Source organism: Kosakonia sp. CCTCC M2018092, assembly GCF_003864115.1.
GTDB lineage: Bacteria > Pseudomonadota > Gammaproteobacteria > Enterobacterales > Enterobacteriaceae > Kosakonia > Kosakonia cowanii.
Map to the genome: position 1 here is coordinate 1,298,500 of NZ_CP034225.1, position 13,655 is coordinate 1,312,154.

Here is a 13,655-nt window from a genome sequence, read left to right on the forward strand (position 1 = left end):
GGGGTGAAAGATTACTTCTTCGGCTGGTCCTTATTCGGCCAGTCATCCTCGTCATCCCACTTATCGTTGAAATCACGATGCGGCGGCAGATCCGGCTTGTTGGCGAGAAACTTTTTATGATCGACGCGGCTAAGATCTTTGATCACGTTAATCAACACGCCGACTAAAAAAACCAGCACCAGAATCCACCAATATTTTGACAGCCAATCCATGCGAACCTCCAGCCCGTCAGGCGATGAGTTGTTCCATAATGCGCTGGTACATCCGCGCCAGCAGTTGCAAATCTGCGGCGTTTACGCATTCGTTAATTTTGTGAATCGTTGCGTTCACCGGCCCAAGCTCGACAACCTGTGCGCCCATCCGCGCGATAAAACGGCCATCGGAAGTGCCGCCGGTGGTCAACAACTGCGGTTTAATCTCATTATAGTGCTCAATGGCGTTAACCACCGCATCCACCAGCTTGCCGCGTCCCGTCAGGAACGGCTGGCCTGAAACCCACCACTCCACGGTGTAGCGCAGCTGATATTTCTCCAGCAGCGCCTGCACCTTCGCTTTGATCATCTCGTCCGTCAGTTCGGTACTGAAGCGGAAGTTAAACTGCACAAACAGCTCGCCGGGAATGACGTTATTGCTGCCGGTGCCGGCCTGAACGTTGGCGATCTGCATACTGGTCGGCGGGAAGTAGTCATTACCGCGATCCCACTCAATGCCCACCAGCTCGGTTAACATCGGTACCGCGCGATGAACCGGGTTATCCGCCAGATGCGGATAGGCCACGTGTCCCTGCACGCCGTGAATGGTCAGGTTACAGGTCATTGAGCCGCGACGGCCATTTTTCACCACGTCGCCCACCACTTCGGTGCTCGACGGCTCGCCCACCAGGCAGTAATCGAGACGCTCGTTGCGCGCCATCAGCGCTTCAACCACTTTCACCGTGCCGTTGGTGGCGCTGGCCTCTTCATCAGAGGTAATAAGAAAGGCGAGGCGGCCTTTATGCTGCGGGTGCTGCGCCACGAAACGCTCGGCGGCAACCACCATCGCTGCCAGCGAGCCTTTCATATCCGCCGCGCCGCGGCCAAACAGCAGGCCGTCGCGAATGGTGGGTTCGAAAGGCGGATTGATCCAGCGATCGACATCGCCTGCCGGAACAACATCCGTATGACCGGCAAACGCCAGCGTCTCTCCCTGGCCGCGCCATGCCCAGAAGTTCTGCGTGTCGCCAAAGTCCATCGGCTCAACGGTGAAACCGATAGCGCGCAGGCGTTCAATCATCAGCGCCTGGCATCCCGCATCATCGGGACTCAGAGAAGGGCGACGAATAAGCTGCTGCGTCAGCTCAATAACCGGGCATGACATAAACTACACCTCGTGAATAAACTTCCCATAACTGGATTCATTGAAACCCAGCAGCATAGGCTTACCGGGCGCGCAGAGCAATGGTCGTTTGATAATTGCTGGCATTTCAACCATTAAGGCAATCGCCGTTTCAGCGTCAACGACTGCCGCGCGCTGCGCTTCATCCAGCTTGCGCCAGGTGGTTCCGCGCGTATTGAGCAGCGCTTCCCAGCCAAGCTCTGCGACTGCGGGGCGCAGCAGATCTGCATCAATCCCGTCGACGCGGTAATCATGAAAGCGGTACTCGACCTGCTCAGCCTCCAGCCAGCGGCGGGCTTTCTTGATGGTGTCGCAATTTTTGATGCCGTACATGGTGATCATGTTGAATCCTTTTGTCTCTTTTTTGCCTTATTCGAACAGAAAATTAGAATAACGGAATCTAATTCGAATATCATTCGCGTGGTAATAATAATTCACTTAACGGTGAGGTGAGTAATTTTAGTTAATTAACTTTTGAACGGCGCTAGTTCATCGCGTAATAACAAAACTAAAGATTTATCTGACAATGTGATCGCCATTTCATTTAGCCCTCAAGTTTTTGGGAAATATTGCCGTTAATCACAGTATGAGGCCGCAGAGCGGCGCATAGTAAGCCCAAGCCAAAGAGAAATGCCCGGTAAAGAGCGATTAATTCGATTGGTTTAAATAGCTTCACAACGCATCCGGGCATTGAGTAGAATGGCCGTAATAATAAGAGAGGTAGTTATGATTGAACACGAAATGGGGAACTGGAAAGATTTTATCGAAGGCATGCTTCGTAAATAATTTTCAGACGAATGATTGAGCAGTGACGGCTTAATAATAATATCCACGTAAAAAAGGCGACCTGAATCCTGTCGCCTTTTTTGTTGCCCGCGATTAGCGCGGTTTTGCCCTGAGCGGGAAGCGGCGGCGCACCAGCACAAAGAAGAGTGGGACAAAGAAGATCGCCAGCACCGTGGCGGAAATCATCCCGCCCATCACCCCGGTGCCGACCGCATGCTGACTGCTTGAGCCTGCACCGGTGCTGGTCGCCATCGGCAGCACGCCAAAAACAAACGCCAGCGAGGTCATCAGGATGGGCCGCAGACGCTGGCGGCAGGCGTGCAGCGTCGAGGCGAGCAGATCTTCGCCGCGGGCATTCATCTCGTTGGCGAACTCAACGATCAGAATCGCATTCTTCGCCGAGAGGCCAATCACTGTGAGCAGCCCCACCTGGAAGTAGACGTCATTCTCCAGCCCGCGCATCCAGGTTGCTACCAGCGCGCCAATCACGCCCAGCGGCACCACCAGCATCACCGAGAAGGGCACCGACCAGCTCTCATACAGTGCGGCCAGGCAGAGGAAGACTACCAGCAGAGAAACGGCATAAAGCGCTGGTGCCTGCGCGCCGGAGAGCCGCTCCTGATAGGACATCGCCGTCCACTCAAGGCCAAAGCCGGTCGGCAACTGGCGCACTAACTTCTCCATCACATCCATCGCCGTACCGGTACTGACGCCCGGCGCGGCTTCGCCGACTATCTCTACCGCCGCATAACCGTTGTAACGCTCAAGACGCGGCGAGCCGGTTTGCCAGTGTGAAGTCGCAAAGGCGGAGAAGGGCACCATCCCGCCGCTGCTATTGCGGACATACCAGCGGTTAATGTCATCCGGCAGCATGCGGAATTTCGCCGCCGACTGCACATAGACCTTCTTCACGCGGCCGCGATCCATAAAGTCGTTAACGTAGCTGGAGCCCCAGGCGGTCTTCAGCGTGTCGTTGATATCATCAATCGAGACGCCCAGCGCCTGCGCTTTGCGCTGATCGATATCAATCTGCAACTGCGCGCTGTCATCCAGGCCGTTGTGGCGTACGCGGGTGAGAGCAGGATCCTGCGAAGCGAGCTGAATCAGCTGGTCGCGCGCCGCCATCAATGCGTCGTGACCGGCACCGGCGTGATCCTGCAACTCCATATCAAACCCGGCGGAACTGCCCATGCCGCTGATCGCCGGCGGGCTACCGGCAAAGACGCGCGCTTCTTTAATGCGGCTAAAGGCTTTGGTGGCGCGCTCGATAATGGCAAAGGCGCTGCCGTCCGTGGGATCACGCGACTCCCAATCCTTCAGGCGAATAAAGAGCCGGGCGACGTTTTGCCCGTTGCCGCCCGGGCCGGAGCCGACGGTGGCGAACACCGACTGCACATTCTCTTTTTCATGGGTGAAGAAGTAGTGCTCGACCTTTTGCACCACCTTCAGCGTCTGCTGCTGCGTTGAGCCGCTTGGCAACTGAATAGAAGTGGTAAACATGCCGCGATCCTCCAGCGGCAGAAACGAGGTCGGCAGGCGCATAAACAGCAGCACCATCACGCCAATCAGCAGCAGATAGAGCAGGATCCAGCGCAGAGCATGGTGCAGGATTTTACCCACCGCATTTTGATAGCGGTCGGCATTGCGGTTAAACACCCGGTTAAAGGCACCGAAGAAGCCTTTCTGCCCGTGCTGCTCGCCTTTGTGCAGCGGCTTAAGCAGCGTGGCGCAGAGGGCAGGTGTCAGGATCATCGCCACCAGCACCGAAAGCACCATCGCCGAAACAATGGTGATAGAGAACTGGCGATAGATAGCCCCGGTGGTGCCGCCGAAGAAGGCCATCGGCACAAACACGGCGGAGAGCACCATCGCAATGCCGACCAGCGCGCCCTGAATCTGCCCCATCGATTTGCGCGTCGCCTCGCGCGGCGAAAGGCCCTCTTCGCTCATGATGCGCTCAACGTTCTCCACCACCACAATCGCATCATCCACCAGCAGGCCGATGGCGAGCACCATCGCAAACATCGTCAGGGTGTTGATGCTGTAGCCAAAAGAGTAAAGCACGCCGAAGGTGCCCAGCAGCACCACCGGCACGGCGATAGTCGGGATGAGCGTGGCGCGGAAGTTCTGCAAAAAGAGGTACATCACCACAAATACCAGCACAATCGCTTCGAGCAGCGTCTTCACTACATCGATGATTGAGGCTTTAACAAACGAGGCGGTTTCATAGGCGACTTTGTATTCAAGCCCGTGAGGGAAGTAGTGCGACAGCTCATCGAGCCGCTGAAGTGCCAGCTCTGCCGTCTCCATCTCATTCGCCCCGGAAGCCAGTTTCACCCCCAGCCCGGAGGCGGCTTTGCCGTTATAACGGCTGAGATAGTCATACTTCTCTGCGCCCAGTTCAACGGTTGCCACGTCGCCGAGACGCACTTCTGACCCGTCAGGATTGACGCGCAAGGTGATAGCGCGGAACTGCTCCGGTGTTTGTAACAGCGACTGCGCATTGATGGTGGCATTCAGCGCCTGGCGGTCAACGGAGGGCGTACCGCCCAGTTGCCCGACGGCAATCTGCGCATTCTGCGAGGCGATAGCGCGGGTGACATCGCCGGTGGTGAGCTGATAGCTGGTGAGTTTCGACGGGTCGAGCCAGATGCGCATGGCGTACTGCGAGCCGTAGGCGTCGATATCGCCGACGCCGTTGACGCGGCTTAACGGATCCTGAATGTTACTCGCCACATAGTCGGCAATATCCTGCTTATCCATCGACCCATCGGTGGAGACAAACGCGATGGTGAGGATGTTGGTATCGCCGGTTTTGCGCACCGTCACCCCCTGGTTCTGCACGGTTTGCGGCAGCTTGCGCATCGCGGACTGCAACTGGTTTTGCACCTGCTGCACCGCTTCATCAGGATCGGTGCCGGCGCGGAAGTTAAGGGTGATCGACGCCTGTCCCGTGGCGCTGCTTTGCGAGGACATATACATCAGGTTATCGAGCCCGGTCATATTCTGCTCAATCACCTGCGTAACGGTGTTTTCCAGCGTCTGCGCAGACGCACCGGGGTAGTTGGCGGTGATACGCACATTCGGCGGGGCTAGATCGGGATATTGCTCAACGGGCAATGAGCTAATGGCGAGCGCCCCGGTCAGACAGATCAGGATCGCCAGCACCCACGCGAAAATGGGGCGATCGATAAAAAAGTTCGCCATCAGAAACAGGACCTCATATTGCTGCGCATGATTAGGGTGAGAATAACCGCCTCAATGTAGCGGTAATAGCGACACCAATCGTGGAGAAATAAAGGAGAAAGTGTAAATTATCATGCCCGATTGAGGCATCACGAGGCAGATCGGCATTTAAGCCAAATTTTCTTCTGCGCGGACCCGCTCTCAGCGTCAATTCTTTACCTTCATCCAGCTTTCGCCACCAACCCCGTCGGCGGAGAAACGGTTACAGGGACTGTAGACCATCCGGCGCAAATGCGCAGGGCTACTACTTTTCTGAAAAGCAGAGATAAATTGATCTGCTACATGTTCGTGACAAATAGATAACCTTTCTGGGCAAATGGACATTGCCTGGCCGCAGGCACCCCGGTAAATAGAGTAGTCATATAAAAGATAAGGTTTATCCAGCCAATCAAGAAGGGTGCCATGAACCGTTTTATTATGGCGAATAGCCAACACTGTATTGGATGTCATGCCTGCGAAGTGGCCTGCGTTATGGCGCACAACGAAGAGCAACATCCCCTTACCCCTGATGCGTTCTACCCACGTATTACCGTCGTCAAACACCCTCAGCAGAACAGCGCGGTGACCTGCCACCACTGTGAAGCGGCTCCCTGCGCGCGCAGTTGCCCGAACGGTGCCATCACTCGCGTCGATGATGCGGTCCAGGTTAATCAGCAGAAATGCATCGGCTGCAAATCCTGCGTTGTTGCCTGCCCGTTCGGCACGATGCAGGTGCTGGTCACCTCGGTAAAAGGGCAGGTAAAAGCCACCGCTCATAAATGCGATCTCTGCGCGCAGCGCGCAGCGGGCCAGGCCTGCGTGGAGAACTGCCCGGCGGATGCGCTCACCTTAGTTAACGCTGAAGCGCTGGCAAATATGGCGAAAGCGCGGCGATTGCGCACCGCCAGCCAGCAGGCGCTGCCGTGGCACAATGTTCCGGCGCAGAACGACAGCAAAATGCGCCAGTTGCGCAGTACCGCCGCGCGCGGCGAGCCGGATAAGCTGGCGATCGCGGCGCGGAAAAGCGGCTTTGATGAGATCTACCTGCCGTTTCGACCCGCGCAGGCGCAGCAGGAGGCGCAGCGCTGCTTAACCTGCGGCGAGCACAGCATCTGCGAATGGCGCTGCCCGCTGCACAACCATATTCCCCAGTGGATTGATCGCGTAAAAGCGGGCGATATCGCCGCGGCGGTGGAGCTTTCGCACCAGACCAACTGCCTGCCGGAGATCACCGGCCGCGTCTGCCCGCAGGATCGCCTCTGCGAAGGGTCGTGTACCCTGCGCGATGCCTCCGGCGCGGTCACCATCGGTAATATTGAGCGCTACATCTCCGATCAGGCGCTGGCACAGGGCTGGCGGCCTGACCTGCGGCAAGTGAAGCCCGTTGATAAACGCGTGGCGATTATTGGCGCAGGGCCTGCGGGGCTGGCGTGCGCCGACGTGCTGGCCCGCCACGGCGTCAGTGCCACCGTCTTTGATCGCCACCCGGAAATCGGCGGCCTGCTCACTTTCGGCATTCCGGCTTTTAAGCTCGACAAATCCCTGCTGGTGCGGCGGCGCGAAATCTTCAGCGCGATGGGCATCCGTTTCGAGCTTAATTGTGAAATCGGCAAAGATCGCCCCATGGAACAGTTGCTTGAAGAGTTTGACGCGGTGTTCGTCGGCGTCGGCACTTACCGCTCGATGAAAGCCAACCTGCCTAATGAGGATGCACCCGGCGTCTACGATGCGTTACCGTTTCTGATTGCCAACACCAAACAGCTGATGGGGCTTAAGACCACGGCGGATGAGCCGTTTGTCGACACCGCCGGGCTGAACGTGGTGGTGCTGGGTGGCGGCGATACGGCGATGGACTGCGTGCGCACCGCGCTGCGTCACGGCGCGGCACAGGTCACCTGCGCCTATCGCCGGGATGAAGCCAATATGCCCGGCTCGAAAAAAGAGGTAAAAAATGCCCGCGATGAGGGGGCGAACTTTGAGTTCAATGTCCAGCCGCTCAACATTGAAGTGGATGATGCGGGCAAAGTGAGCGGCATACGTTTACAGCGCACGCAGCTTGGCGAGCCGGATGCGAAAGGCCGCCGTCGCCCGGTGGCGATCGCGGGCAGCGAGTTTATTATGCCCGCCGATGCGGTAATTATGGCCTTTGGTTTCAACCCCCATTCGATGCCGTGGTTGTCGCGCCTTGGGGTGCAGGTGGATGAGTGGGGGCGCATCGCCGCAAGCGTCAACACCCCTTACCGCTATCAGACCACTCACCCGCAGATTTTTGCCGGTGGTGATGCGGTGCGCGGTGCCGATCTGGTGGTTACAGCAATGGCGGAGGGGCGTCATGCCGCGCAGGGGATGATGGCGTGGCTCGGGATTAACCCGCCGGAGAAACAGTAACCGCACGGCGACAAAGCAGGTCCGGACGCGTACTATAGCGCCATTCTGTTTCTCTTCTGGAGCCTGCTATGTCGCTAAAAATCAATGTGATTAAAGATAAAATCCTCTCCGAAAACTACTTTGTCCTGCGCAATATCACCTACGATTTGACGCGCCAGAACGGCGAGGTCATTCGCCATAAACGCGAAGTGTATGATCGCGGTAATGGCGCGACCATCCTGCTCTATAACCGTGAAAAACAGAGCGTGGTGCTTATCCGCCAGTTCCGTATCGCCAGCTGGGTAAATGGCAACGAGAGCGGCATGCTGATTGAAGCCTGCGCCGGTCTGCTGGACGACGACGAGCCGGAAGTGTGCATTCGCAAGGAGGCGGTTGAAGAGACCGGCTATCAGGTGGGTGAGGTGCGTAAAGTGTTCGAACTCTATATGTCGCCAGGCGGCGTAACCGAAATCGTGCACTTTTTTGTCGCCGAATATAGCGATGCGCAGCGCGCTAACAACGGCGGCGGCGTGGAAGATGAAGATATCGAAGTGCTGGAACTGCCCTTTGAACAAGCGCTGGCGATGGTGGCAAGCGGTGAGATCCGCGACGGTAAAGCGGTCATTTTGTTGCAGTATCTGCAAACCTCCGGTCTGATGGCGTGACGCGTTTTTTCTGCCCCCTACCAACTTTCGCATGAAGCTATCCGATAAATCCGATTGAGCCGGTCAACCGCGGGAGTAAAGATACGCCAGTTTTGCGTCTATTCTTCCGGGGTTGCACCATTCATGCGTTATCGCAGCGTACTCACTCTCCTTTTCGGTCTTTGCACCGCACCCGCTCTATGGGCCGCGCCCGCACAGAAAACCTTCTCCGACTGGCAAGTAACCTGTAATAACCAGAATTTTTGCGTAGCGCGCAATACCGGCGAACACGCCGGGCTGGTGATGAGCCTTGAGCGCAGCGCCGGGGCACGCGCCGATGCTGCACTGCGCATCGATCTTGGCGGCATCGGTATTCCGGCGGGCAAAGCGCCGCCGATTGCCGGGCGTCTGCTGCTTGATGGGCAACCGCTGAAAATGATCAATACGGAGTGGAAGATTGCGCCGTGGCATCTGATGACCAGCAACCCGCAAACCGTTGCCGCGCTGCTGGAGACCATCCAGGATGGGCAGGCCATCACCCTGCAAAGCGGCCAGGGCCGAATTTCGCTCGCCGGGCTGAAAGCCGCGCTGCTGTTTATTGACGCGCAGCAAAAACGCGTCGGCAGTAAAACCGCGTGGATCAAAAAAGGGGGCAGCCCGCCGCTGAGCGTGCCGCCCGCGCCCGCCTTAAAAGAGGTTGTTCACCCCAATGTGGCACCCGCGCCCTTAACCCACCAGCAACTCAACGATCTGCTTGATTACGGCAACTGGCGAATGAGCAATACCCAGTGCTCCCTCGACCCGGCGCGCCGCCAGGTGCGGGTCTACGCCCTGACCAACGACAAAGCGCTGCTGATGATTGATTGCGAAGCGGGCGCTTACAACGTGGTCGATCTCGCCTGGCTTGTCTCGCGACAAAAACCCTTTATCTCCCGCCTGGTGCGCCTGCGCCTGCCGTTCTCCCCGGATAATGGCAACAGCGAGATGGAGCTAATGAATGCTTCGTTTGATGAGAAGAGCCGCGAGCTGACGACGCTGGCGAAAGGGCGAGGCCTCGCAGACTGCGGCGTTGCCAGCCGCTGGCGTTTCGACGGGCAGAATTTCCGCCTGGTGCGTTACGCCCAGGAGCCAACCTGCGACAGCTGGCACGGCCCAGATTCATGGCCAACTTTGTGGGTCACGCGATAAGCGAGTGACGAAACCGCCCCGCGCTCATTATAATCCGCCCGCACAATGCAACCGGGAAGGGAATAATGAAACCTCTGTTTATGCCATGGCTTGCCTTAAGCCTGGCTCTTATCGCCGCTCTGCCCGCCAGAGCTGAACTTACCGCCGCCGATAATAAGGCCATCGCCGCGCAGGTCGAGCGCTGGAACAGCCATCTTAACGGCAAGGCCGATGCAAGCGATCTCTATGCCGACCAGGTGCACTGGTTTGGTGAAAAGCTCTCCCGCGACGCGGTGCTGAACAAGCAGCAGGAATTTGCTGCCCGCGCGCCGCACTTTACCCAGCGCATTATCTCCACGCTTGATATTAACGAAACCAGCGCGGGCGATGTTGAGGTCGATTTTGTCAAACAGGCCGGGCTGGAAGCAGACAAAGTTAAAAATTACCCCGCGCAGTTAACCTTCCTCCATCAGCCAGCAGGCTGGCGCATCAGCGGTGAAACGGATCTGCTCACGCGGCTGAATCAGAAAGAGTCGGCGGTGCAGGGCGCGCTGACCAGGGGCAAATTTGACGGCATGACTAAAGATACCGTGTGGGTCAGCGCCCGCGACCCGCACTCCGGCGGTAGCTGTACGGAAGAGGGCGACTGCGACTGCTCGCTGTGGAGCAGCAATCCGGCTGTAAAACCCGCCACGCTGCAGCAGTGTATTGGCGCGACCGTGGAGACGCTCTCCGGCCTTGACGACAGCGGGCGCGATCGGGTGGTGATCTTCCCGCAGTGGTGGACCAGCGCGTGGAGCGTGGTCTACGTCTACGATATCCAGCAGGGACAATGGGTTAAATCCGTGCCCTCCTTCCCCTATAACAGCAACGTGCAGGAAGATGACAACGCTGCCGCGCTGGTGAAGCGCGATCCGCAGCATCCGGGCTTTGTGCTGGTGAAAAAAGCGCTGTGGGATGAGAAGCAGGAAGAGATTGTCACGCCGCAGGAGAGCGAAGCATTGCAGGTAGTGAAATAAGAGAAAGCGCGCCTGCCGAAGCGGGCGCGCCTGAAGATTACTTCTTAAGTACCGCTTTGGCTTTCGCCACGATGTTCTCGACGGTAAAGCCGAAGTAAGGGAAGAGTTTCTCCGCCGGAGCGGACTCGCCATAGCCGGTCATGCCGACAATCGCGCCCTTCAGACCAACGTATTTGTACCAGTAATCGGCAATGCCGGCTTCCACCGCCACGCGCGCGCTGACGTCTGACGGCAGCACCGATTCGCGCCATGCTTCATCCTGGGCATCAAAGATATCCGTGGAAGGCAGCGAAACCACACGCACCTTCACGCCTTCGCTGCTTAGCTGCTCGGCGGCCTTCATGGTGATCTCCATTTCAGAGCCGGTAGCAATCAGGATCAGATCCGGCTTGCCGTCGCTATCTTTGAGGATATAACCACCTTTGCTGATCGCCTTGACCTGCTCCGGGGTTCGCTCCATCTGCGCCAGGTTCTGACGGGAGAGGATCAGCGCCGTCGGGCCGTTGTGACGCTCAATCGCCAGTTTCCAGCCGACCGCTGCTTCTACCTGGTCACAGGGTCGCCAGGTGCTGAAGTTTGGCGTCAGACGCAGGCTGGCAATCTGCTCAACCGCCTGGTGGGTTGGGCCATCTTCGCCAAGGCCGATAGAGTCATGGGTGTAGACCATGATCTGCCGCGCTTTCATCAGCGCCGCCATACGCGCCGCGTTACGGGCATACTCAACGAACATCAGGAAGGTGGCGGTGTAGGGCACAAAGCCGCCGTGATGGGCAATGCCGTTGGCAATCGCCGTCATGCCGAACTCACGCACACCGTAGTGAATGTAGTTTCCGGCCGCGTCCTCTTTAATCGAGGTGGAGCCTGACCAGATGGTGAGGTTACTTGGCGCCAGATCCGCCGAGCCGCCAAGCAGTTCCGGCAGTACCGGGCCATAGCTGTTAAGGGTGTTTTGCGACGCTTTACGACTGGCGATTTTAGCCGGGTTAGCCTGCAGGTTGTTGATGTACTCGGAGGTAATTTGCTCCCAGTTCTCCGGCAGTCCGCCGCTCATGCGGCGCTTGAATTCGGCCGCCAGATCCGGGAACTCTTTCTCCCACGCTGCCAGTTTCTCATTCCATGACTGCTGGGCTTTCGCGCCGCGATCGTGGGCGTCCCACGCCTGATAGATCTCTTGCGGGATCTCGAACGGGCCGTAGTTCCAGCCCAGCTGTTTGCGGGTCAGCGCCACCTCTTCATCACCGAGCGCCGCACCGTGGGACTCCTCTTTGCCCGCTTTGTTCGGTGAGCCAAAACCAATCACCGTGCGGCAGATAATCAGCGTCGGCTTATCTTTCACCTGCTGCGCTTCTTCAATGGCCTTTTTCACCGCTTCCGCAGAGTGACCATCCACTTCGCTGATCACATGCCAGTTGTAGGCTTCAAAGCGTTTGGCGGTGTCATCGGTAAACCAGCCTTCGGTTTCGCCATCAATGGAGATGCCGTTGTGATCGTAGAAGCCAATCAGTTTACCCAGCCCCAGCGTGCCCGCCAGCGAGCAGACTTCGTGGGAGATCCCCTCCATCAGACAGCCGTCGCCCATAAAGACATAGGTGTAGTGATCGACAATGTCATGGCCCGGACGGTTAAACTGTGCCGCCAGCGTGCGCTCGGCAATCGCCAGACCGACGGCGTTCGCCAGCCCCTGACCCAGCGGGCCGGTGGTGGTTTCTACGCCCGGCGTATAGCCAATTTCCGGGTGGCCCGGCGTTTTGGAGTGCAGCTGACGGAAGTTTTTCAGCTCTTCGATCGGCAGGTCATAGCCGCTGAGGTGCAGCAGGCTGTAGAGCAGCATCGAAGCGTGACCGTTGGAGAGAATAAAGCGGTCGCGGTTATACCAGGTCGGGTCGGCCGGGTTGTGTTGCAGAAAGTCGTTCCACAGCACTTCCGCGATATCCGCCATCCCCATTGGCGCACCGGGGTGGCCGGAATTGGCTTTTTGCACCGCGTCCATACTCAGGGCGCGAATGGCGTTAGCAAGCTCTTTACGGGACATAGTTCACTCCGTGGCAAAAGGTTAAAGTTTGGCAGCAAGCAGATCTTCGAGTTTGCGCTGGTCGACGGCGAACTGGCGGATGCCGTCAGAGAGTTTCTCAACCGCCATTGGGTCGAGGTTATGTTCCCAGCGGAACTCCGCTTCGGTCATTTTCGCCTGGCGCGAGAAGGTCTGGGACGACGGCACCAGTTTGCGCTCGACGGTGCCTTCATGCTCCTGCAACTCTTGCAGCAGGGCAGGCGAGATGGTGAGACGGTCACAGCCGGCGAGCGCGAGGATCTGCTCAACGCGGCGGAAGCTGGCACCCATCACGATAGTCTCGTAGCGGTGCTGTTTGTAGTAGTCATAGATATTGCGCACCGATTTGACGCCCGGATCTTCATCTACCACGTAGGGATCCATCGGTTTGCGGTCGTTGTACCAGTCGTAAATGCGCCCAACGAACGGCGAAATCAGATAGACGCCCGCTTCGGCACAGGCGCGCGCCTGGGCAAAGGAGAAGAGCAGCGTCAGGTTACAGTCGATACCCTCTTTTTGCAGCTCTTCCGCCGCGCGGATACCTTCCCACGTGGAGGCGAGTTTGATCAGAATGCGTGACTTATCGATCCCCTGCTCCTGGTAGAGCTCAACGATACGGCGTGCTTTAGCAATGCTCTTCTCTTTGTCGTAGGAGAGACGTGCATCGACTTCGGTGGAGACGCGGCCCGGAATGCTTTTCAGAATTTCCGCACCGATATTGACCGCCAGTTTGTCGCTCGCTTCCGCGACCTGCTGCTCCTGGGTTTTGCCGCGCGCTTTGCCATACTCCAGCGCGTCGTCGACCAGATGGGAAAAGTGGCCCAGCCCTGCGGCCTTCAGCAGCAGAGAGGGGTTGGTGGTGGCATCTTCCGGCTGGTAATGGCGAATGGATTCGATGTCGCCGCTGTCCGCCACGACGGTGGTGAACTGTTTCAGGCCGTCTAAATAATTCATGAAGATAACTCCTTAAAAAGCAATGTGTTATTTACGCGCGTCGCATCGCGCTGTTGTCAGGATGAGAGC

The 13,655-nt window shown here is 57.7% G+C and carries 11 protein-coding genes; 5 read left to right on the forward strand and 6 right to left on the reverse strand.

Annotated elements, in window-relative coordinates; genetic code table 11:
* Nucleotides 1-11: 11 nt before the first annotated feature.
* The 3 genes from EH164_RS06110 to EH164_RS06120 are packed head-to-tail and all read right to left on the reverse strand — an operon-like array spanning nt 12 to nt 1,716.
* Nucleotides 12-212: a YpfN family protein gene (locus EH164_RS06110; protein ID WP_023481257.1), complete on the reverse strand. Its 201-nt coding sequence runs from the start codon at nt 210-212 to the stop codon at nt 12-14.
* Nucleotides 213-228: 16 nt separating this feature from the next.
* Nucleotides 229-1,356: a succinyl-diaminopimelate desuccinylase gene (gene dapE, locus EH164_RS06115; protein ID WP_124967634.1), complete on the reverse strand. Its 1,128-nt coding sequence runs from the start codon at nt 1,354-1,356 to the stop codon at nt 229-231.
* 3 nt (nt 1,357-1,359) lie between these two features.
* Nucleotides 1,360-1,716 (reverse strand): ArsC family reductase, encoded by a 357-nt coding sequence (locus EH164_RS06120; RefSeq protein ID WP_042717316.1) that lies wholly within the window; start codon nt 1,714-1,716, stop codon nt 1,360-1,362.
* A gap of 384 nt (nt 1,717-2,100) precedes the next feature.
* Here EH164_RS06120 and ypfM point away from each other — a divergent pair, with 384 nt between their 5' ends.
* The gene (gene ypfM, locus EH164_RS06125; RefSeq protein ID WP_124971302.1) at nt 2,101-2,160 is read left to right on the forward strand and encodes a protein YpfM; all 60 of its coding nucleotides are present in this window, start codon (nt 2,101-2,103) and stop codon (nt 2,158-2,160) included.
* 93 nt (nt 2,161-2,253) lie between these two features.
* Here the strand turns inward: ypfM and acrD are convergent, their stop codons facing one another.
* Complete coding sequence (gene acrD / locus EH164_RS06130) at nt 2,254-5,367, reverse strand: multidrug efflux RND transporter permease AcrD (RefSeq protein WP_124967635.1); 3,114 nt, start codon at nt 5,365-5,367, stop codon at nt 2,254-2,256.
* A 441-nt stretch (nt 5,368-5,808) separates the two neighbouring features.
* Between acrD and aegA the strand changes: the two genes are divergently transcribed.
* The 4 genes from aegA (at nt 5,809) to EH164_RS06150 (ending at nt 10,582) form a co-directional block, all read left to right on the forward strand.
* A complete protein-coding gene (gene aegA / locus EH164_RS06135) occupies nt 5,809-7,773 on the forward strand; it encodes a formate-dependent uric acid utilization protein AegA (RefSeq protein ID WP_124967636.1) in 1,965 nt (654 codons plus the stop codon).
* A gap of 68 nt (nt 7,774-7,841) precedes the next feature.
* Nucleotides 7,842-8,417, forward strand: coding sequence for a GDP-mannose pyrophosphatase NudK (nudK, locus tag EH164_RS06140; protein WP_124967637.1), 576 nt, complete (start codon nt 7,842-7,844; stop codon nt 8,415-8,417).
* Nucleotides 8,418-8,540: 123 nt separating this feature from the next.
* Complete coding sequence (locus EH164_RS06145; protein WP_124967638.1) at nt 8,541-9,584, forward strand: DUF1176 domain-containing protein; 1,044 nt, start codon at nt 8,541-8,543, stop codon at nt 9,582-9,584.
* Nucleotides 9,585-9,649: 65 nt separating this feature from the next.
* Nucleotides 9,650-10,582: a hypothetical protein gene (locus tag EH164_RS06150; RefSeq protein ID WP_124967639.1), complete on the forward strand. Its 933-nt coding sequence runs from the start codon at nt 9,650-9,652 to the stop codon at nt 10,580-10,582.
* A gap of 37 nt (nt 10,583-10,619) precedes the next feature.
* On the opposite strand, the gene tkt is transcribed toward EH164_RS06150, so the two are convergent.
* Both tkt and tal read right to left on the reverse strand, forming a co-directional pair.
* Nucleotides 10,620-12,614 carry a transketolase gene (gene tkt / locus EH164_RS06155; protein WP_124967640.1) on the reverse strand — a complete coding sequence of 665 codons (1,995 nt, stop codon included), beginning with the start codon at nt 12,612-12,614 and terminating at the stop codon, nt 10,620-10,622.
* Between the two features lie 21 nt (nt 12,615-12,635).
* The gene (tal, locus tag EH164_RS06160) at nt 12,636-13,586 is read right to left on the reverse strand and encodes a transaldolase (protein WP_023481168.1); all 951 of its coding nucleotides are present in this window, start codon (nt 13,584-13,586) and stop codon (nt 12,636-12,638) included.
* Nucleotides 13,587-13,655: the final 69 nt, after the last annotated feature.

Coding starts and splice junctions, on each gene's coding strand:
- EH164_RS06120 (WP_042717316.1), bottom strand. CDS start 1,716: ATGATCACCATGTACGGCATCAAAAATTGCGACACCATCAAGAAAGCC.
- tal (WP_023481168.1), bottom strand. CDS start 13,586: ATGAATTATTTAGACGGCCTGAAACAGTTCACCACCGTCGTGGCGGAC.
- aegA (WP_124967636.1), top strand. CDS start 5,809: ATGAACCGTTTTATTATGGCGAATAGCCAACACTGTATTGGATGTCAT.
- EH164_RS06110 (WP_023481257.1), bottom strand. CDS start 212: ATGGATTGGCTGTCAAAATATTGGTGGATTCTGGTGCTGGTTTTTTTA.
- acrD (WP_124967635.1), bottom strand. CDS start 5,367: ATGGCGAACTTTTTTATCGATCGCCCCATTTTCGCGTGGGTGCTGGCG.
- dapE (WP_124967634.1), bottom strand. CDS start 1,356: ATGTCATGCCCGGTTATTGAGCTGACGCAGCAGCTTATTCGTCGCCCT.
- tkt (WP_124967640.1), bottom strand. CDS start 12,614: ATGTCCCGTAAAGAGCTTGCTAACGCCATTCGCGCCCTGAGTATGGAC.
- EH164_RS06150 (WP_124967639.1), top strand. CDS start 9,650: ATGAAACCTCTGTTTATGCCATGGCTTGCCTTAAGCCTGGCTCTTATC.
- nudK (WP_124967637.1), top strand. CDS start 7,842: ATGTCGCTAAAAATCAATGTGATTAAAGATAAAATCCTCTCCGAAAAC.
- EH164_RS06145 (WP_124967638.1), top strand. CDS start 8,541: ATGCGTTATCGCAGCGTACTCACTCTCCTTTTCGGTCTTTGCACCGCA.